Here is a 19,845-nt window from a genome sequence, read left to right as displayed (position 1 = left end):
TCCCGACCCACAGCGGATCAGATGCTCTGTCGGGCGCTGCGCTTTTCTGCATAGATCAGCCAGAGGTTCCGTAGGTAGATGACGACGCCCAGAGACTGGCCGAGAATGAAGACGGGATCCTGCCGGTGCACCGCATAGGCGAGCAGCGTCACCCCGCCGATGATCGAGAACCACCAGAACAGCTCCGGCACCACCGAGCGGCGTTGTTTCTCCGAGGCGATCCACTGGATGATGAAGCGCATCGAGAACAGGATCTGCGCTCCCAGACCGATGATCACCCAGACCAGCTCGGCCTGGGTTTCGACCTTGAAGAAGGCCAGGGCCTGATCGATCATGACGGCTCCTCCGTCGTACGGGGGGCTTCCTGCGGCCGCACGGTCTTGGCCCGGCGGATCAGCCAGGCCACCCCGAAGAGATCGTAGATCCCCACCAGCGCGCGCTGCAGGTTGTTGTATTTGGAACTGCCGCCGCCGCGGCTGCGGTGGGCGACGTCCACATGGGCCACCTGCCAGCCGTCGCGTGCGAAAAGCGCCGGCAGATAGCGGTGCATGTGGTTGAAGAAGGGCAGGCGCAGAAACGCGTCGCGGCGGAACGCCTTGAGCCCGCAACCGGTGTCGCGGGTGTGGTCGTTCAGCATCCAGGCGCGCAGCCGGTTGGCCAGTTTCGAGGCCATGCGCTTGGACCAGGTGTCCTGCCGCTGCACCCGCTGGCCGGCGACCAGGGCCAGATCGGCGGGGGCATCGGCGGCCATCAGCGGCGCCACCATCTTGGGGATCTCGGCCGGCGGGTTCTGCATGTCGCCATCCAGCGTGCAGACGATCTCGCCCCGGGCGCAGAGCACACCGCTGTGCACCGCCGCGGACTGGCCGCCGGGCCGGGGATGCTGGATCAGCCGCAGCCAGTCGTATTGCGCCTGCAATTCGCGGATCAGGCGGGCGGTGTCATCGGTGGAGCCGTCGTCGACCAGGACAAGTTCCTTGTCGGTCAGGGCGGCGCAGGCGCGCTCGATCTCGCGCACCAGCGGAACGACGTTCTCCGCCTCGTTGAACATGGGTATGACGATTGAGAGCTTCATGGCCTCAGATAGTTTAGCTGGTGGTCGTTGATTCCGCGCAGCCTACTTAGCGCAGGTGACAATTCTGCGGCACTGAACATCAGCACGGAAACACGGCCATTTGGCTCTGCATCCCGCCGGGAAAACCGCCCCGCGCAACGCAATGGAAACCGTCTAACCAGATTTGCCGGGCGCTGGCAACTCTCAAACGGCGGTGGGGCCGGGTCGCGGCGGCGGTGGTTCAGGCGGCGCGGCTGCGGCTGAGGAACAGGCGCAGCGGTCGCCCGGCGGCCCGCAGGAAGATGCTGGTCAACAGCAGCCCCAGGGCGGCGGGGGCATAGAGCAGCCACCAGTAGTGCGGCTGATTGACCACGACGGAGGTTGCTGCCCCGCGCAGCCCCTCCATCACCAGCAGCAGCGCGAAGGCGGTCAGAAGCTGCGGCCAGAGCCCGAAACGGGAAAACCCGCCCATCATCAGCGTGGCATAGCCCAGCAGCGGCACCGCGATGCAGATCAGCACCCAGGCGATGCGCTCGTGCAGTTCTTCGGTGATCTGGCCCTGGCTGTAGCCGTGATCGGCCTCCAGCGCGGCACGGGTGTCCGTTCGCATCAACTCGGTCGTGGGGACGCCGCGCAGGTTGCGGCGGCCGTTTTCGCGCGTCGTGGCCAGCGAGGTGATGTCATAGGAGAAATCCTGAAACAGCGTGGTCGAGAGCGCGTTGGTGGCGGCCTCGTAGCGCATCGCCATGCCCTGAACCATCACCAGGCTGACGCGGGCGTCGTCGCGGACCAGAAAGGCGCGGGCACCGGTGTAGGTGATCGGCTGGTCGGGGTTGCGGCGGTCCGACAGGAAGACATCGTTCAGCGTCCCGTCCTCGTCGATGCGACCGATGTAGAAGGTCACTCCCTGGGCCGGATGCATGAAGCTGCCCTCGTTCAGCAACTGCGCGGTCAGGTCGCGGGTCACCTCCGCCTCGCGCACGCCGAGCTTCTGGATCGAGGCGGGCCTGAGATAGGTGGTCAGCCCCGCCATCATCAGCGCCGTGACCATGCCGAAATAGAGCACCGGGCGCGCCAGCCGCAGCGGGCTTGCCCCGGTGGCGAGCATCACCGTCATCTCGCTGTCGCGGCTGAGCCGGTTGGTGGCATAGACCGCGGCGCCGAAGGCGGCCATCGGCATCACCGTGCGGATCAGTGTCGGCAGCGACAGCGCGGTGAATTCCAGAAATACCATCGCCGACTGGCCGCCGCCGATCAGCTTGTCGAACAGGCTGACCGACCGGGTGATCCAGAGAACCCCCACCAGAACCAGCAGGAAGAAGCCGAAGAACACCAGAAGCTGGCGCAGCATATATCCGTCAAAACGGGACATGTCCGGACGTCGGGCTCCTGGTCGGCAGAATTCAGCATCGGATGCTGGCCGGGACCATATGGCAGTTACGCAGGGGTTGGAACCGCTAAACGCGTGGCGAAGGGGCTGGACCATGCCGCGATTGTGGTTGAGGATCGCGACCGGGACAACGGGAGGAGAGCTGCAGATGGATGGCCAGAAATACGACTACATCATCGTGGGCGGCGGCAGCGCGGGATGTGTTCTGGCCAATCGGCTGAGCGAGGATCCGATGGCGCAGGTGCTGCTGCTGGAGGCCGGTGGCCGGGACAATTACCACTGGATCCATATCCCCGTCGGCTATCTCTACTGCATCGGCAACCCGCGCACCGACTGGTGTTTCAAGACGCGCGAGGAGCCGGGGCTGAACGGCCGGTCGCTGGGCTATCCACGCGGCAAGGTGCTGGGTGGCTGTTCCTCGATCAACGGCATGCTCTATCTGCGCGGCCAGGCGCGGGATTACGACGACTGGCAGCAGCTGGGATGCCGTGGCTGGGGCTGGGACGATGTGCTGCCCTATTTCATGAAGTCCGAGGATCACTATGCCGGCCGCTCGGCCAGCCATGGCACCGGCGGCGAGTGGCGGATCGAGAAGCAGCGGCTGCGCTGGGAGGTGCTGGACGATGTCGCCCGCGCCTTCGAGGCGGTGGGCATCCCGCATCGCGACGATTTCAACACCGGCGACAATTTCGGGGTGAATTACTTCGAGGTGAACCAGCGGTCGGGCTGGCGGTGGAACACCGTGAAGGGGTTCCTCAGCCCGGTCAAGGATCGCCCCAACCTGACGGTGCGGCCGCATGCGCAATGCGCCAAAGTGGTGTTCGAGGGCCGTCGTGCCACCGGGGTGGAACTGATTGGCGGTGAGCGGCTGCAGGCCCGGCGTGAGGTGATCCTGTCGGCCGGTGCCATCGGTTCGCCACAGCTTCTGCAGCTGTCGGGGATCGGGCCGGGGGCGTTGCTGCAGAAGCACGGGATCGAGGTGCTGCACGATTCCCCCGATGTCGGCGGCAACCTGCAGGACCACCTGCAGCTGCGCTGCGCCTACAGGGTGACCGGGGCGAAGACGCTGAACACCCTGGCCTCGACGCTTTGGGGCAAGGCGAAGATCGGGCTGGAATATGCGCTGTTCCGCTCTGGCCCGATGTCGATGGCGCCAAGCCAGCTGGGCGGTTTCGCCTATTCGTCGCCGGACGTGGATACCCCCGATCTGGAATACCACGTGCAGCCGCTGTCGCTGCCGGCCTTCGGGCAGGATCTGGACGATTTCCCGGCGGTGACCGCCTCGGTCTGCCATCTGCGGCCGGAAAGCCGGGGCCATGTGGCGATCACCTCGCCCGATCCGGCGGCGGCGCCGGAGATCGCCCCGAATTACCTGTCGGCCGAAGCGGACAAGATCGTCGCGGCCCGGGCGATTCAGTTGACCCGCAGGATCATGGGCGCCGAGCCGATGGCAAAATACCGCCCCGAGGAATTCCGCCCTGGCCCCGGCTATGAGACCGAGGCGGATCTGATCCGCGCCGCCGGAGAGATCGGCACCACGATCTTCCACCCCGTCGGCACCGCGCGGATGGGCAGCGATCTGCGCGCTGTGGTGGCGCCGGACTGCCGCGTCAACGGGGTCGAGGGGCTGCGGGTGGTCGACGCCTCGATCATGCCGCGGATCGTCTCGGGCAATACCAACTCCCCCACCATCATGATCGCCGAGAAGGCGGCGGAGATGATCCACGCCGGCCATGCGCCTCAGCGATAGGTCGCCACCGCCGTCATCGCCAGCGCATTGTCCGGACCGGCGGCCCAGACCCGGGCGCCGTCCGCGCCGGGGGCCGCCCGCAGGGTGAAGGGGGCGATATCGTAGAGCGGGCTGATGGCGCGGAAGTCGAAACGCGCCAGTGGCCGTCCGCCGGTGCGGCGCGCCAGATCGGCCAGCAGCGTGGCGGTGAGCGGCCCGTGAAAGATCAGCCCCGGATAGCCTTCGACATCGCGGCAGTAATCGGGATCGTAGTGGATGCGGTGGCCGTTGAAGGTGGCGGCGGAATAGCGAAACAGCATCACCGGGGAGGGGGTGATCGCCTCTTCGATCGGGGCGGGGTCTGCCTGTGGCGGCACCGGGGTGGGCGCATCGGGGGCGGGATCGGCGCGGTAGACGATATCGTGTTCCTCGATCAGCCGCAGATCGCCGGCAACGGTGAACCGATGCTCCACCGTGACGAAGCAGAGCGCGCCGCTGCGCCCGGTCTTTTCCCGCACCTCGAGGATGCGGGAGGTCTTTTCGACCGTGTCGCCGATCCTCAGGTCGCCGGGGAACTGCAACCGGCCGCCGGCCCACATGCGCCGGGGCAGTGCCACCGGCGGCAGGAAGCCGCCGCGCGCCGGATGGCCGTCGCGGCCAAGCGCGGAGAGGGGTGTGAAATCCGGGAAATAGGCCCAGTGCCAGAGCGGCGGCAGCGCCGTCCCCGGGGCCAGGCTGTCCTCGCCCGGGAGGATCGAGCGCAGTTGCTGCGCGGGCCGCGGATCGAGCCTGTCGTGATGCTGGTCCTGGCGGCCGATCCAGTCGGTGAGGGGGGCTGTGGTCATGATCGTCTCCCGCGGGCTGTGCCGGGGGAGCCTAGGCGCGGGGACGGCAAAGCGAAAGGGGCAGGCCCGCGCGGCCCCGCCCCTTCCTCCCTGTTGAACGGGCATGTTGTATGGCCGGGTCCGGTCAGCCGGTCTGGCTGAGCGGGGTGGCCTGCTCCTCGGCCCCGGCATGCAGCTGTATCGGGGCGTGGGGTTCCGCCTTGCGCTGTTCGATCAGCGCACGGTGCAGCGCCTTGATCGCGGCATCGCGGTCGTCCTTCGGCACGATGAACTGCACGTCGACCGATCCGGGCAGATGCTGCACCGCCAGCGGCGTGATCTGCGCCGACTGCAGTGCCGCCAGCCCGGCCTGCGCCACCGTCAGCCCGCTGAGGTCGCGGCCGATGGCGGCGACCAGCGCCAGCCCCTGCACCGTCACTTCGGAGCCCGGATAGCGCTCCGCCAGATCGCGTTCGGACCGGCGCACCGGCTTCAGCGGTGCGGCCAGATAGTGGGTGATGGTGTTGGCATTGGTGGCCTTGGAAACGATATGCACCTTGTGGCGCGTCAGCACCTCCAGCACGCTCTGGTCATAGCCCTTCACCCCGACCATGTCCTGTTCGAACAGCGATAGCGCGTAGGCGTCCAGCCCGGTGACGATTTCCACCCCCGGAACCTCCCCCGGGGCCTCGTCGATCAGCGTGCCGGGATCGCCTGGCTCGAAGGCGTTGGTCACCCGCAGTGGAATGCCGGCCTTGCGCAGGATCTTGGCGGCCTTGGGGTGGATCGCCTCCATCCCCAGGTTCGACAGCTGATCGGCCACGTCGTAATTGGTATGCCCCAGCTTGCGCACCGCCTGTTCGCCGACCAGGTTCGGATCGGCCGAGGACAGGTGGAATTCCTTGTGGATGATCGCCTCCGACGCGCCGGTCAGGGCGGCGATGGTGGAAAACGTCACCTCGGAATAGCCGCGGTCGAATTCGCGCATCAGCCCCTCGCGGCACTGGGCATAGCCGGTCACGATCGGCAGCTCGCTGGTCAGGTCGACCCGGTCCAGCCCGTCGCGGATGCGCTCTTCCAGATCGTGCTCGGTCTCGTCGCGCCAGCCGGAGAGATCGACGAAACGCGCGTTCACCCCGGAGCGCTGCAGCATCAGCGTGGTGACGAAGGCGGAATGCGCCTCGCCCAGACCGGAGAGCAGCTCCCGGATCACCATCATATGGGCCGACAGCCGGAAGTGTCCGTAGGAACACAGCCGGCGCAGATCGAACAGGCAGGACCGCGCGCCCTCGATCCGTTCGCGGACGAATTCATCCGCGGCGGTCAGATCGGCGGGATGGTCCAGCACCTTGGCATGGGCCGCGCGCATGGCGTCGGCAACGCGGGTCAGCCCGTCCAGCCAGTCATGCCCGCTCTCGTCGTTGGCGAATAGCGCGTAGACACCGGGGGTGCCGGATTTCTTGTGCTCCAGCAGCAGGTTGGTAATGCCGCCGAAGGCGGAGACGACAAAGACGCGGTGATAGAGCTCGGCGCCCTTGCGGTCGCCGATGAAAAGCGAGTCGCGCAGGTCGGCCACGCGGCTCATCGAAGTGCCGCCGATCTTCTCGACGGTATGATTTGGGAAAGTCACGGAAGCTCACCCGGGCCTTGATCCTGCCCGGGCCTCCTTTGTCCTGTTTCGGGGCGGCGTGCGGCTCAGGCGGTTTCCAGCGCGTAGGAGCCGTCGGCCTGATGCACTTCGTTGCCGGTCACCGGCGGGTTGAAGCAGCAGGCCATGACCAGCTCTTCCTCGGCGCGCAGCACGTGCTTGTCGTGCTCGTTGAGCGCATACATCACGCCAGGCTTGATCTCGTGAGTCTCGCCAGTGGCCAGATCGGTGATCGAGCCCTTGCCCTGCATGCAATAGACGCTCTCGAAGTGGTTCTTGTAGTGGAACGTATGCTCCGAGCCGGCCTCGAGAAAGGTGATGTGGAAGGAGAAGCCCATGCCGTCATCGGCCAGCAGCATGCGCACGCTGGTCCATTTGGCGTCGGAGACGACGCGGCTGGGATCGGTCTTGGTGATATCGTTGAAGTCGCGAACGATCATGATCTGTTACTCCGCTGCAATGCTGTTGCTGTTTTGGGAAAGGGTGGTGCGGGCGGCCTCCAGCAGGATCGACAGCCCCTTGCGGAAGGTGTCCTGCGGCGTGGTCAGCGGCGCCAGCACCTTGACCACCTGATCCTCCGGGCCGGAGGTTTCGATGACCAGCCCGTTACGGAAGGCCTCGGCGCAGATCTCACTGGCCAGATCGCCGGAGCGCACGTCGACCCCCTGCATCAGGCCGCGACCCTTCAGGCGGGAATCGGGGAGCATCTCGGCCAGCTCCTGCAGCGCGGTGGTCAGGATCAGCGCCTTCTCGGCCAGTTCCTCCTGAAAGCTGCCATCGGCCCAGAACTTCTCGATCGCCACGCGGGCGGTGACGAAGGCATGGGTGTTGCCGCGGAAGGTGCCGTTATGCTCGGCCGGGCCAAAGACGTCGAACTCCGGGCGCACCAGAACCAGCGCCATCGGCAGGCCGAAGCCAGAGACCGATTTCGCCATGGTGACGATATCCGGGGTGATCCCCATCCCCTCGAAGGAGAAGAAGCTGCCGGTGCGGCCGCAGCCGGCCTGGATGTCGTCGACGATCAGCAGCGCCCCGTGGGCCTTGGCCAGATCGGCGATTCGCTTGATCCAGTCGGGGTCCGCGGCGTTCAGCCCGCCTTCGCCCTGCACCGTCTCCAGCAGGATGGCCGCCGGCTTGTCGAGCCCGCTGGACGCATCCTCCAGCATCTTCTCCAGCACGTCGGCGGTGTCGATGCCGTCGCCCAGATAACCGTCATAGGGCATCCGGGTCACCCCGTTCAGGGTGATGCCGGCGCCGCCGCGGTGATAGGAATTGCCAGTGGCCGCCAGCGCGCCGAGGGTGACGCCGTGGAACCCGTTGGTGAAGGCGATGATGGTGTCGCGCCCGGTCGCCTTGCGGGCCAGTTTCATCGCCGCCTCGACGGCATTGGCGCCGGTCGGGCCGGTGAACATCACCCGGTGGTCCAGCCCGCGCGGCTTCAGGATATGGGTCTCGAAGCTCTCGAGAAATGCACCCTTGGCGTCGGTGTGCAGGTCCAGGGCATGGGCCAGCCCGTCATCGGTCAGATGCTCGATCAGCGCGATCTTCATGTCCGGATCGTTGTGCCCGTAGTTGAGCGACGAACAGCCGGCGAGGAAGTCGATATAGCTGCGGCCGGCCGCATCGGTCAGTTCGGATCCGCGGGCCGAGGTGAAGACGGTGTCGAAGCCGCGGCAGTAGCTGCGGGCCTCGGATTCGCGGCGTTCAAAGATCTTGATTTCGGCTGATGTCTCAGTCGACATGATAAATCCTTCCGGAATGTGTTGGGGGAAAGCAGGGGCGCGCGCGTCCGTGGGCCGGGCAGTGGTGGTGGCCCGGCCGATGCGCGATGCAGCACTCAGGCCGCCTGTTGCAGCCGCTGCGGCAGGTCGATGGTGACCATATATTCGGTCGCGTGCTGACCCATGAAATGCTCGTCGCGGATGAAATGCGCCTCAGAGGTCATCTGACCGAAGCGCCGTTTCGCGAAGCGGCTGAACAGTGCCCAGGACGCCTGGTTGTCGCGTGTAATGGTGGTCTGCATCCGGCTGACGTCGGCGCAGGCGTCGCGGTTGAGGATATGCTCCAGCATCCGGGAGCCGAGCCCCAGCCCGCGCGCCTCGGGCGAGACCGCGACCTGCCAGACGAACAAGGTGTCGTCCTGACTCGGCATCACATAGCCCGAGACCCAGCCCAGCAGATCGTCGCCGCGTTCGGCCACCACGCAGGTGTCGCGGAAATGATCGCACTGGATCAGGTTGCAATACATCGAGTTCTCATCCAGCGGCTTGCAGTCCCGAACCAGATCCCAGATCGCGCCGCCATCCTCCGCCTGGGGTTTGCGCAGGTGAGCAGTGGGGGGCGGGGTGTGTGCCTGTGGCATGATGTCATCGAGTCCTCAGTTGCTTCGAGCGTCAAAGTAATGATCCCTCGGAAAACTTCAACATATGAAAGTAAAAAATAGTAATTTGATCATATATCCGCCTATAATGGGTAGTATTCCGGTATTTTGAGGTGATTATGCTTCGATTAAGTGAAGTAATGTGGCTAAGCTTCTTGGCATTGATGCGCCTGACCCCCTCTGTCATCATGAGGCTCTGCCAGTCCGAGAGGCAGTCTGAGAGAGCCGTTTGGGAACGCCGATGGACCGTACCGATGTCAGCCTGATCGCCCTGCGTCGCATTCTGCGCGCGACGGAGCTTTATGGCCGGGAACTGGCGCAGGCCGCCGGTCTGACGGCGGTGCAGTTCCGGGTGCTGCAGGTGGTGGGGGAGAAGAGCCCCTGCACCGCGACGGCGATCGCGCAGCGCATGGGGGTGTCGCAGGCGACGGTGACCTCGCTGGTCGACAAGCTGGTGCGCCAGGGCATGGTCGAACGCCAGCGGTCTGAGAAGGATCGCCGCCAGACCAATATCGTGCCGACGGACAAGGGGCGGGCGACGCTGGACTCGGCCCCGGATGCGCTGCAGCAACGCTATGTCCGCAAGTTCGAGGCGTTGGAGGATTGGGAGCAATCCATGCTGGTCGCGGCGCTGGAGCGGGTGGCCTCGATGCTCGATGCCGACGATCTGGACGCCTCGCCGGTGCTGCATACCGGCGATCTGGCCAACGCCGGCTAGGTGGGGTCAGGCCGGGCGTAGCCGGCCCGCCCCCAGCGCGCTGAGCGCGACCATCGCCGCCGCCGTCCCGAGGCAGAGCGGCAGGCCGCCGATCTGATAGCTGAGACCCGACAGCAGCGTGCCGGTCAGCCGCCCGGCGGCATTGGCCATATAGTAGAAGCCGACATCCAGGGTGACGCGGCTGTCCTCGGTAAAGGCGAGGATCAGATAGGAATGTAGCGCCGAATTGACCGCGAAGATCGCGCCGAAGACCAGCAGTCCCAGAACCAGCAGCCCGGTCAGCCAGGGCGCCGGCGTCCCGGCCAGCCCGGCGGCCAGCGCCAGCAGCAGCGGGATCGGCAGCAGCGCCAGCGCCCAGCCGCGCGCTGCGGCGACCATCGCGGCCTCCCCCCGCGTGCGGGCGCGCAACAGCTTCGGAGCGCTGGCCTGGACTGCGCCGTAAAGGACGATCCAGCCGGCCATGAAGCTGCCGATCAGGAAGAAGGCGGTGCGATTGCCGGCCTCCGACCCGTCCGACAGCACCGCGTAGAAATAGATCGGGATGCCGACCACGAACCACACGTCACGCGCCCCGAAGAGGAAGAGACGCGAAAAGCTCAGCCAGTTGATGTTGCGGTTCTTCGAGAGCACCTCGCGGAACTTGGCGTCCTTGCGCCCGGCTGGCAGCCCCGGCGGCATGCCGATCAGCACCGCGGCCAGGATAACGGTCAGCACCGCCGCCATGCCCCAGAGCGCCGCATTGAACCCGGCGAGCGCCAGCAACGCGGTGCCCAGAAGAAAGCCGAGGCCCTTGACCGCATTCTTCGACCCGGTCAGCAGCGCAACCCAGCGGAACAGCCCGCCATCACCCTTGGGGGCCAGCAGCTTGACCGCGGACTTTGCGCTCATCTTCGCCAGATCCTTGGCCACGCCGGAGGCGCCCTGCACCAGCATGACGAAGACCACCGACAGCCCCAGCGACCAGCCGGGATCGAGCCGCGTCAGCGCCACCAGTGCCAGCACCTGCAGGCCGAGCCCGGTGTAAAGCGTCGTCGCCAGGCCGAAGCGGGCCGCGATCCAGCCGGCCGACAGGTTGGTGACCACGCCGGCAACCTCGTAGAGGACGAAGAGATAGGCGAGCTGCACCGGGGAAAATCCCAGCCCGTGGAAGTGCAGCAGCACCAGCATCCTCAGTGCGCCGTCGCTGAGCATGAAGGCCCAATAGGCGGCGGTCACCGCGATATAGGCGGCCAATCCCCGGTCGGCACGGTCGGGCGGTGTCGTGGTCACAGGCTGGCCCCGACCATCAGCGCCACATCGACCAGCCGGTTGGCATAGCCCCATTCGTTGTCGTACCAGGCGTAGATCTTCACCTGGGTGCCGCCCACCACCATGGTCGATGGGGCGTCGATGATCGAGGAGCGCGGATCGTTGGTGTAATCAGCGCTGACCAGCGGCCGGGTCTCATAGCCGAGGATGCCGGCAAGCGGACCTTCGGCGGCGGCCTTGAACAGGGCGTTGACCTCCTCTGCCGTGGTCTCGCGCGCGACCTCGAAGACGCAATCGGTGAGCGAGGCATTCAGCAGCGGCACCCTTACGGCATGACCGTTCAGCTTGCCGGTGAGCTCGGGGAAAATCTGGGTGATCGCGGTGGCGCTGCCGGTGGTGGTGGGGATCAGCGAGGTCAGCGCAGAGCGCGCCCGGCGCAGATCCTTGGCTGGCCGGTCCACCATGGTCTGGGTATTGGTTACGTCATGGATCGTGGTGATCGAGCCGTGTTTGATACCCAGGGCCTCATGGATCACTTTCACCACCGGGGCCAGGCAATTGGTGGTGCAGCTGGCGGCGGTCACGATGTCATGGGTCGCGGGGGCGTAGCTGTCCTGGTTGACGCCATAGACGATATTCGCGGTCGGCCCATCCTTGACCGGGGCGGAGACTACCACCTTCTTCACCCCGGCGGCGAAATAGGGGGCGAGCTTCTCTGCCGTCTTGAAGACACCGGTGCAATCGATCACCACATCGACACCGTCGAGCGGCAGATCCTCGATGCGGGCGGCATTCCGCACCGGCAGGCGGGTGCCGTCGATGCTGAGGCTGTCGGCATCATGGGCGAATTCCGCCGGCCACCGACCATGCACGCTGTCGAACTCCAGCAGATGCGCCTGCATCTCCGGATCGCCGGTCTTGTCGTTGATCCAGGCGATCTCCGCCCCCCGTTCCAGCAGCGGGCGCAGTGCCAGCTTGCCCATCCGGCCCAGTCCGTTGAGAGCATAGGTGGTCATGCGTCGATCTCCTGCCGGCCCAGATCGTCCAGCGCCGCCTGCAGCGAAATCCGGTCCAGCGTGTCGAAGGGGAGGGCGGCGAAGGCGCGGATACGGTTCTTCAGCTGGCCGTAGGTCTGTTGAAAGGCCAGCATCTTCTCGGCCTCGGTCCCGGTGGCCTTGACCGGATCGGGCAGCCCCCAATGGGCGCTCAGCGGCTGGCCTTCCCAGGTCGGGCAGTCCTCATTCGCGGCCTGGTCGCAGACGGTGAAGACGAAATCCATCTTCGGTGCCGCCGGCCCCTGGAATTCCGAGACGTTCTTGGCGCGCAGCCCCGAGATGTCGTGCCCCTTGTCGGCCAGCAGGCGCAGGGTGAAGGGGTTCAACTCGGAATAGGGGCGGGTGCCGGCGGAATGGACCGCGAAACGGTCGCCGCCGATGCTGCGCAGCAGCGCCTCGCCCATGATCGAGCGGGCGGAGTTGCCGGAGCAGATGAACAGAACATGATAGGGGGCACGATGGGGCATTGCTGGCATCTCCGTCAGATCCGGGGGGGTGCAGAACTCTGGCCGGCCCCGGCAGCAATCGTTGAACAGATAGCGCATCAGCTGTTGCAGCGCTGTGATTTCCGCCCGGTAGCGTAGAGAGGTCCCGTGACGGTCCTGTGTCACCAGGCCGGCCTCTTTCAACGCGGAGAGATAGACCGAATTGGTGCTGGGCTTCAGCTCGAGTGCTGCCGCGATCTCGCCGGCCGGCACCGCGTCGGGAAAGCGGCGCATCAGCAGGCGAAACACCTGCATCCGCTGCGGGTGCGAAAGCGTGGCGAGCTGGGTGAGGGATTCTTTTTCCATATTTCATGAAATAATAAAATAATAGGCTGTGCGCAATGGCGATCTTGCGCCCGCGCCGCCGAAGGGATTCTACGGATGCGGGGGGCGAAGGAGTCGGCGGATGGGGATTGATGAACTGGCAGCGGCCGCGGCCGCAATGCTGAAACAGGCGCCGAAGGGCTGGCGGCAACTGGGCGGCGGCGACCTGAACGTGGTTCTGGCGCTGGACCTGGCCGATGGACGCGCAGTGGTGGTCAAGACCGGCCCGGCGCCGCGGGCCGAGGCGGCGATGCTGCTGGCGATTCGCAGTGCCGATGTACCGGCGCCGCGGGTTCTGGCGGTGTCGGACCGTTGCCTGGTGATGGAGCGGTTGGAATCGGCCGGTGGGCTGTCGGTGGCGGGCTGGTGGGCGCTGGGCGAGGCGCTCAGGCGGCTGCATGAGACCCCCGGTATCGCCTATGGCTGGGAGTGCGATTATGCCTTCGGTCCGGTGCCGATCCGCAACGCGCCGGCGCCGAGCTGGCCGGAGTTCTGGGCCGAGCGGCGGTTGCTGTCCGATCCGGAGTCGCTGCCGGCGCGATACGCCCGGCGGCTGGAGCGCCTGGCCCGCGATCTGCCCAACCGCCTGCCGGAGTCGCCGCCGCCGGTCCTGCTGCATGGCGATCTCTGGGCCGGCAATGTGCTGGCGGCAGAGGGGCAGCTCAGCGGATTGGTCGACCCGGCCTGCTATTGCGGTCATGGCGAGGTCGACCTGGCGATGCTGAACCTGTTCGGCAGCCCCGGCGCCGGGTTCGCGGCGGGCTATGGCGCGCTGGAGCCGGGTGCGGCGGAACGGCAGCCGATCTATCAGCTGTGGCCGGCGATCGTGCATCTGCGCTTGTTCGGGGGCGGTTATGTCGGGCTGCTCGACCGGCTGCTGGTCGCGGCCGGGGTCTGACCTTCGACACAGGGCCCGGCCAGTTCCGGAAGGCGCCTGACGGCGCCTGCCTCCGGCGGGGATAGTTGTGGCCAGAAAAAGAGTGCCCGCGCTTGCTGGCCCCCAACGGCAAAGAGGCACCCGGATCCGGGCGCCCCTGTCTTCTTCTCTGTCCAAATACTCCCGCCGGAGGCCTGCGCCGCGAGGCGCAGTGGCGGCGCCGGGATCAGGCGGCCGGTTTGGCCTCGAAGCCGATCTCGTCGAGGGTGGCGGCGATGGCCTCGGGGCTCAGGCTGCTCGAGACGTCGACGCTGCGGCTGGGCAGGTCGCAGGCGATCTGCGCCGCCGAGTCGGCCTCCTTGATGGCCTTTTCGATGCTGGCGGTACAATGGCCGCAGCTCATCTCGGGAACGCTGAATTTCATGGTGCGGTCTCCTGTTCGGGTATTGCGCCGATCTGGGGGCTTCCATCGCTGGAAGGTCAAGGGGGGCGGCGCGGTGGGGCGGCAAATTTTTTCTGCCCCTTGACCTTCCAGCGGCTGGAAACCTTATCTGAGGGGCAACCGAAAGACCGGAGGCGAAGAACATGACCGTATCGCAGCATATTCAGATGTCCGTGGAGGGCATGTCCTGCGCGTCCTGCGTGGCGCGGGTGACGCGGGGGCTGAGCGGGCTGGAAGGGGTCAGCGACGTCTCAGTCAACCTGGCCAGCGAGCGCGCGCAGATGGATCTGGACGCCGTGGGGCGGTTGGAGGCGGTGGTGGCCAAGCTCGACAAGATGGGGTTTCCGGCGCGGCGGGCCGAGGTGGTTTTGAATGTCGCCTCGATGTCCTGCGCCTCCTGTGTCGGGCGGGTCGACCGGGTGCTGTCGGCGCTGCCCGGCGTGCTGGAGGTCAATGTGAACCTCGCCGCCGAGACCGCCCGGGTGATCTATCTCGAAGCGGCGGTGAGCCCGGAGGAGATGATCGCCGCGGCGGCCCGCATCGGCTATCCGGCCACCATCGCGCAGGCCGGGGCAGAGGAGGATCGCGGCGCCCGCAAGGAGGCGGAGGCGCAGGTGCTGGCCCGGCGGGCGGTGTTTGCCGCCGCCTTCGCGCTGCCGGTCTTCGTGATCGAGATGGGTGGGCATCTGGTGCCGGCGTTTCATCACTGGGTGATGGCGACCGTCGGCCAGCAGACCAGCTGGATGCTGCAATTCCTGCTGACCAGCGTGGTGCTGATCGGGCCGGGCCGGATGTTCTATGCCAAGGGGGTGCCGGCACTGCTGCGCGGTGGGCCGGACATGAACAGCCTGGTCGCGGTGGGGACCGGCGCGGCCTATCTCTATTCGGTGGTGGCGACCTTCCTGCCGGGGGTTCTGCCCGCCGGGGTGCGCGCGGTCTATTTCGAGGCGGCGGCGGTGATCGTGGTGCTGATCCTGATCGGCCGGGTGTTGGAGGCGCGGGCCAAGGGGCGTACCGGCGCGGCGATCCGCAAGCTCTTGGGGCTGAGGCCGCAGAGCGCGACGGTCCTGCGCGACGGCGTGCCGGAGGAGGTCGCCATCGACGCGATCCGTGCCGGCGATATCCTGCTGGTGCGCCCGGGAGAGCGGATTGCCGTCGATGGGACGGTGACCGAGGGCGACAGCCATGTCGATGAGAGCATGATCACCGGCGAGCCGCTGCCGGTGGCCAAGGCCCCGGGCGATGCGGTGACCGGTGGCACGGTGAACGGACAGGGCAGTTTCCGCTTTCGCGCCACCCGGGTCGGGGCCGAGACGGTGCTGGCCCAGATCATCCGCATGGTGGAGCAGGCGCAGGGCGCCAAGCTGCCGATTCAGGGGCTGGTCGACCGGATCACGCTGTGGTTCGTGCCGGCGGTGATGGGCGCGGCGCTGGCGACGGTGCTGATCTGGCTCGCCTTAGGCGCGGATCTGACGCTGGCCCTGGTCGCGGGGGTCTCGGTGCTGATCATCGCCTGCCCCTGCGCCATGGGGTTGGCGACGCCGACCTCGATCATGGTGGGTACCGGGCGCGCGGCCGAACTGGGGGTGCTGTTCCGCAAGGGCGATGCGCTGCAGCAGCTCTCGGGCGTTTCCGTCGTGGCGCTGGACAAGACCGGCACTGTCACGGCGGGCCGGCCCGAGCTGACCGATCTGGTGCTGGCCGAGGGGTTCGACCGGGCCGAGGTGCTGGCGCTGGTCGCGGCGGTCGAGGCGCGCTCTGAACATCCCATCGCCGAGGCCATCGTGCGGGCGGCGGGGGGATCGCTGGCGGAGGCGGGCGCGTTCACCTCCTTCACCGGTTATGGCGTGCGGGCCCGGGTCGCGGGGCACGAGGTGCTGGTGGGCGCCGACCGGCTGATGGCGCGCGAGGGGGTGGAGATCGCCCCCCTCGCGGGGGAGGAGGCACGGCTGGCGGCCGCCGGGCGCACCGCGCTCTATGCGGCCATCGACGGGCGGATCGCGGCGGTGATCGCCGTGTCCGACCCGGTCAAACCCAGCAGCGCCGAGGCGATTGCCGCGCTGCATGGCATGGGGCTGCAGGTGGCGATGATCACCGGCGACAAGCTGGAAACGGCCGAGGCCATCGCCCGCGAGGTCGGCATCGACCGGGTGATCGCGGGGGTGCTGCCCGAGGGCAAGGTCGCCGCGCTGGACGATCTGCGAGGCGAGGGCGGTCTGGCCTTCGTCGGCGACGGCATCAACGACGCGCCGGCGCTGGCCCATGCCGATGTCGGCATCGCCATCGGCACCGGCACCGACGTGGCCATCGAATCGGCGGATGTGGTGCTGATGTCGGGCGATCTGAGGGGCGTGGTGAACGCGGTCGCGGTGTCGCGGGCGGTGATGCGCAATATCCGCGAGAACCTGTTCTGGGCCTTCGGCTATAACACCGCGCTGATCCCGGTGGCGGCGGGGGTGCTCTATCCGGCCTTCGGGCTGTTGCTGTCGCCGATGCTGGCGGCCGGGGCGATGGCGCTGTCCTCGGTCTTCGTGTTGTCGAATGCGCTGCGGCTGCGGCGGATCCGGCCGGTGCTGGAAGAGGCCCGCAGCGCCGTGGCGGCAGGCCAGCCGCGGCTGGCCGCGGCGGAATGAAGGAGATCGGTCAATGAATATCGGTGATGTGGCGCGGCTGTCGGGGCTGCCGGCGAAAACCATCCGCTATTACGAGGATATCGGTCTGATCCGGCCGAAACGCAGTGCCAACGGCTATCGCAGCTTCGGCGACAGCGATTTGCACAGGCTGGCCTTTCTGGGCCGGGCGCGGGCGTTGGGGTTCACCATCGAGGACTGCCGCAGCCTGATGGCGCTTTATCAGGACGAGAGCCGCGAGAGCGCCCAGGTCAAGCGGATCGCCGAGGATCACCTGCACCGGATCGACGACAAGATCGCGCAGCTGCAGGGGATGCGGGCGACGCTGGCACATCTGGTGTCCTGCTGCGCCGGCGACGACCGGCCCGATTGCCCGATCCTGGAGGATCTGGGGGCGGGAGAGGCGGACTGCTGCAAGGGCTGAGCCGCCCGTTCCGATCCGGTCAGGCGGCGCCGCCCGGGACAGAGCCCGGGTGGCGCATCGTTTCAGATCACTTCTTCCGGAAGGCGTCCTGCAGGGCCGCCCCCAGCGCACCGGTCTGGCTGCCGCCCTTGGGCCCTGCGGACATCTGGCCGCGCGGTTTGCCCTTGGGGCCGCCGACGCGGGGGCGATCCTTGCCGGCGCCGCGGGCGCCCCGATCTTCACGCGCGCTGGCGCCGCCGTCCTTGCGCATGGTCAGGCCGATGCGTTTGCGGGGCACGTCGACCTCCACCACGGTGACCTTGACCACCTGACCTGCCTTCACCACCTCATGCGGGTCCTTGACGAAGCGGTCGGCCAGCTGGCTGACGTGGACCAGCCCGTCCTGATGCACACCGATATCGACGAAGGCGCCGAAGGCGGCCACGTTGGTCACCGTGCCTTCCAGCACCATGCCGGGGCGCAGGTCGGTGATTTCCTCGACCCCGTCGGTGAAGGTCGCCGTCTTGAAGCTGGGGCGCGGGTCGCGGCCGGGCTTTTCCAGTTCGGCGAAGATGTCGCGCACGGTGGGCAGGCCGAAGTGATCGTCGACGAATTGCTCGGCCCGGAGCCCCCTGAGCGCGCCGTCACTGCCCATGATCTGGCGGATGTCGCGGCCGCAGGCCTGCACGATGCGGCGGGCGACGTCATAGGCCTCCGGGTGAACGGAGGAGGCGTCGAGCGGCTCGGAGCCGTCGCGGATGCGCAGGAAGCCGGCGCATTGCTCAAAGGCGCGCGGACCCAGACGGGCGACTTTCAGAAGTTCCTTGCGCGAGGTGAAGGCGCCATTGATGTCGCGATGGGTCACCACCGCCTCGGCCAACCCGGGCCCGAGACCGGAGACATGCGCCAGGAGCGGCGCCGAGGCGGTGTTCAGGTCGACGCCGACGGCGTTCACCACATCCTCGATCACCGCCTCCAGCGACTTGCCCAGCCTGTGCTGATCGACATCGTGCTGGTACTGGCCGACGCCGATGGATTTCGGTTCGATCTTGACCAGCTCGGCCAGCGGATCCTGCAACCGGCGGGCGATCGACACCGCGCCGCGCAGGGACACATCCAGATCGGGAAATTCCCGCGCCGCCAGTTCCGAGGCGGAATAGACCGAAGCGCCGGCCTCGCTCACCACCACCTTGGTGGGTTTCTGCACGCCCGAGGGCAGCAGGGCCAGGGTCTCGGTCACCAGCTTTTCGGTTTCGCGGCTGGCGGTGCCGTTGCCGATGGCGATCAGCTCGACCCCATGCTTGGCGATCAGCCCCATGATCGCCGCCTGGGCGCCGCGCACGTCGTTCTTCGGCTGGAACGGATAGAGCGTGTCGGTCGCCACCAGCTTGCCGGTGGCATCGACCACCGCCGCCTTGACGCCGGTGCGGATGCCGGGATCGAGCCCCAGCGTGGGCCGCGCGCCGGCGGGCGCCGCGAACAGCAGGTCCTTTAGGTTGCGGGCGAAGACGGCGATCGCCTCTTCCTGCGCCCGGGCGCGCAGATCGCCCATCAGATCGACCATCATGGTCAGGCTGAGTTTCACCCGCCAGGTCCAGCCGGCGATCTTGCGCAGCCATTGATCGCCGGCGCCGTCGGTCTTGGTCCCGAGGTAGGAGGCGACCATGGCCTCTGCCCGGTCGGCGCCGGTCTCCGGGTCGGGGGCGATATCCAGCGTCACCACGCCTTCCTTCTGGGCGCGCAGCATCGCCAGCGCCCGGTGCGAGGGCACCTTGGACCACAGCTCTGCATGGTCGAAATAATCGGAGAATTTGGCGCCGGCCTGTTCCTGGCCTTCGATCACCTTGGCGGTCAGCCGCGCCTCCGCCTGCATGAAGGCGCGCAGGTCGCCCAGAAGCTGGGCGTTCTCGGTCAGCCCCTCGGCGATGATGTCGCGGGCGCCGTTCAGCGCGTCCTTGGTTGTCGGCACCGCCTCGGTCACGAAGCCCTGGGCCAGCGCCTCTGGATCGGCGGCGCGGTCGGCGAGGATCGCCTCGGCCAGCGGCTCCAGCCCGTTTTCGCGCGCGATCATCGCCTTGGTGCGGCGCTTGGGCTTGTAGGGCAGATAGATGTCCTCAAGCTGCGCTTTGGTCTCGGCCAGGCCGATGGATTTCGCCAGATCCTCGGTCAGCTTGCCCTGATCCTTGATCGAGTTCAGGATCGTCTCGCGCCGCGCCTCCATCTCGCGCAGATAGGAGAGGCGGTCCGACAGGGTGCGCAACTGGGTGTCGTCGAGGCCACCGGTCACCTCCTTGCGGTAGCGCGCGACGAAGGGGACGGTGGCGCCCTCATCCAGCAGCTTGACCGCGGCGCCGACCTGATCGGGCCGGGCGCCGATCTCGGTCGCGATGGTGCGGGCGATGCGGGCGGCGGTCTGACCGGCGGTCTGGGGCGCAGTGTCCAAGGACGACTCCTTTCAGGATATTCGGGAGGTCTTCTTAGCCGTGGTTTGGCCGGCCTGCCAAGAGGGCGCCCGGGCAGCGGCGAAAGCTTGATCACCGAGGGCGTCAGCGCCCAGCAATCGGGCGGCAGACCGCCCATCGGGCCCATGTTTGCGCGAACTGGGGCAAATTGCGCCCGCTGTGTCGATTGATTACCT

At 67.2% G+C, this 19,845-nt stretch carries 18 protein-coding genes; 5 read left to right on the top strand and 13 right to left on the bottom strand.

Going from position 1 to position 19,845, the window contains the following annotated elements:
* Positions 1–17: 17 nt before the first annotated feature.
* The 3 genes from QO033_RS05330 to lptF form a co-directional block, all read right to left on the bottom strand.
* Positions 18–335: a lipid-A-disaccharide synthase N-terminal domain-containing protein gene (locus QO033_RS05330; RefSeq protein WP_284479907.1), complete on the bottom strand. Its 318-nt coding sequence runs from the start codon at positions 333–335 to the stop codon at positions 18–20.
* On the bottom strand, positions 332–1,075 hold the full coding sequence (locus QO033_RS05325; RefSeq protein ID WP_284479906.1) for a glycosyltransferase family 2 protein: 744 nt from the start codon (positions 1,073–1,075) through the stop codon (positions 332–334). The genes QO033_RS05330 and QO033_RS05325 overlap by 4 nt, the downstream gene beginning before the upstream one ends.
* A 220-nt stretch (positions 1,076–1,295) precedes the next feature.
* Positions 1,296–2,426 (bottom strand): LPS export ABC transporter permease LptF, encoded by a 1,131-nt coding sequence (lptF, locus tag QO033_RS05320; protein ID WP_284479905.1) that lies wholly within the window; start codon positions 2,424–2,426, stop codon positions 1,296–1,298.
* A 166-nt stretch (positions 2,427–2,592) separates the two neighbouring features.
* Between lptF and QO033_RS05315 the strand changes: the two genes are divergently transcribed.
* Complete coding sequence (locus QO033_RS05315; RefSeq protein ID WP_284479904.1) at positions 2,593–4,194, top strand: GMC family oxidoreductase; 1,602 nt, start codon at positions 2,593–2,595, stop codon at positions 4,192–4,194.
* Here QO033_RS05315 and QO033_RS05310 read toward each other — a convergent pair.
* From QO033_RS05310 to ectA, 5 genes are all read right to left on the bottom strand, one after another.
* Positions 4,185–5,018: an FAS1-like dehydratase domain-containing protein gene (locus tag QO033_RS05310; protein ID WP_284479903.1), complete on the bottom strand. Its 834-nt coding sequence runs from the start codon at positions 5,016–5,018 to the stop codon at positions 4,185–4,187. The genes QO033_RS05315 and QO033_RS05310 overlap by 10 nt on opposite strands.
* 124 nt (positions 5,019–5,142) lie before the next feature.
* The gene (locus QO033_RS05305; protein WP_284479902.1) at positions 5,143–6,627 is read right to left on the bottom strand and encodes an aspartate kinase; all 1,485 of its coding nucleotides are present in this window, start codon (positions 6,625–6,627) and stop codon (positions 5,143–5,145) included.
* A 65-nt stretch (positions 6,628–6,692) separates the two neighbouring features.
* Complete coding sequence (locus tag QO033_RS05300; RefSeq protein WP_284479901.1) at positions 6,693–7,085, bottom strand: ectoine synthase; 393 nt, start codon at positions 7,083–7,085, stop codon at positions 6,693–6,695.
* Between the two features lie 6 nt (positions 7,086–7,091).
* Complete coding sequence (ectB, locus tag QO033_RS05295) at positions 7,092–8,387, bottom strand: diaminobutyrate--2-oxoglutarate transaminase (RefSeq protein WP_284479900.1); 1,296 nt, start codon at positions 8,385–8,387, stop codon at positions 7,092–7,094.
* Between the two features lie 95 nt (positions 8,388–8,482).
* On the bottom strand, positions 8,483–9,007 hold the full coding sequence (gene ectA, locus QO033_RS05290; protein WP_284479899.1) for a diaminobutyrate acetyltransferase: 525 nt from the start codon (positions 9,005–9,007) through the stop codon (positions 8,483–8,485).
* Between the two features lie 259 nt (positions 9,008–9,266).
* On the opposite strand from ectA, the gene QO033_RS05285 reads away from it, so the two are divergent.
* Positions 9,267–9,743: a MarR family winged helix-turn-helix transcriptional regulator gene (locus QO033_RS05285; RefSeq protein WP_284479898.1), complete on the top strand. Its 477-nt coding sequence runs from the start codon at positions 9,267–9,269 to the stop codon at positions 9,741–9,743.
* A gap of 6 nt (positions 9,744–9,749) precedes the next feature.
* Here QO033_RS05285 and arsJ read toward each other — a convergent pair whose 3' ends face one another.
* The 3 genes from arsJ to QO033_RS05270 are packed head-to-tail and all read right to left on the bottom strand — an operon-like array spanning position 9,750 to position 12,837.
* The gene (gene arsJ, locus QO033_RS05280) at positions 9,750–11,012 is read right to left on the bottom strand and encodes an organoarsenical effux MFS transporter ArsJ (protein WP_284479897.1); all 1,263 of its coding nucleotides are present in this window, start codon (positions 11,010–11,012) and stop codon (positions 9,750–9,752) included.
* Positions 11,009–12,007, bottom strand: a complete 999-nt coding sequence (locus QO033_RS05275; protein ID WP_284479896.1) for an ArsJ-associated glyceraldehyde-3-phosphate dehydrogenase — start codon at positions 12,005–12,007, stop codon at positions 11,009–11,011. The genes arsJ and QO033_RS05275 overlap by 4 nt, the downstream gene beginning before the upstream one ends.
* On the bottom strand, positions 12,004–12,837 hold the full coding sequence (locus QO033_RS05270) for an arsenate reductase/protein-tyrosine-phosphatase family protein (protein WP_284479895.1): 834 nt from the start codon (positions 12,835–12,837) through the stop codon (positions 12,004–12,006). Before QO033_RS05270 ends, QO033_RS05275 begins: the two co-directional genes overlap by 4 nt.
* Before the next feature lie 100 nt (positions 12,838–12,937).
* Here QO033_RS05270 and QO033_RS05265 point away from each other — a divergent pair, with 100 nt between their 5' ends.
* Entirely contained in the window at positions 12,938–13,753 is an 816-nt protein-coding gene (locus QO033_RS05265) for a fructosamine kinase family protein (protein WP_284479894.1), read from the top strand.
* Positions 13,754–13,958: 205 nt separating this feature from the next.
* Here QO033_RS05265 and QO033_RS05260 read toward each other — a convergent pair whose 3' ends face one another.
* Positions 13,959–14,156: a heavy-metal-associated domain-containing protein gene (locus tag QO033_RS05260; protein WP_284479893.1), complete on the bottom strand. Its 198-nt coding sequence runs from the start codon at positions 14,154–14,156 to the stop codon at positions 13,959–13,961.
* Between the two features lie 161 nt (positions 14,157–14,317).
* Between QO033_RS05260 and QO033_RS05255 the strand changes: the two genes are divergently transcribed.
* Entirely contained in the window at positions 14,318–16,807 is a 2,490-nt protein-coding gene (locus QO033_RS05255) for a heavy metal translocating P-type ATPase (RefSeq protein WP_284479892.1), read from the top strand.
* A gap of 13 nt (positions 16,808–16,820) precedes the next feature.
* On the top strand, positions 16,821–17,228 hold the full coding sequence (gene cueR / locus QO033_RS05250) for a Cu(I)-responsive transcriptional regulator (protein WP_284479891.1): 408 nt from the start codon (positions 16,821–16,823) through the stop codon (positions 17,226–17,228).
* 67 nt (positions 17,229–17,295) lie between these two features.
* Here cueR and QO033_RS05245 read toward each other — a convergent pair whose 3' ends face one another.
* Positions 17,296–19,650, bottom strand: coding sequence for a Tex family protein (locus QO033_RS05245; RefSeq protein ID WP_284479890.1), 2,355 nt, complete (start codon positions 19,648–19,650; stop codon positions 17,296–17,298).
* Between the last annotated feature and the right edge of the window lie 195 nt (positions 19,651–19,845).

This window comes from Pseudodonghicola flavimaris, assembly GCF_030164425.1.
GTDB lineage: Bacteria > Pseudomonadota > Alphaproteobacteria > Rhodobacterales > Rhodobacteraceae > Pseudodonghicola > Pseudodonghicola flavimaris.
Note: the sequence above shows the minus strand (reverse complement) of the source record. Positions and strands in the feature narration are given on the sequence as shown.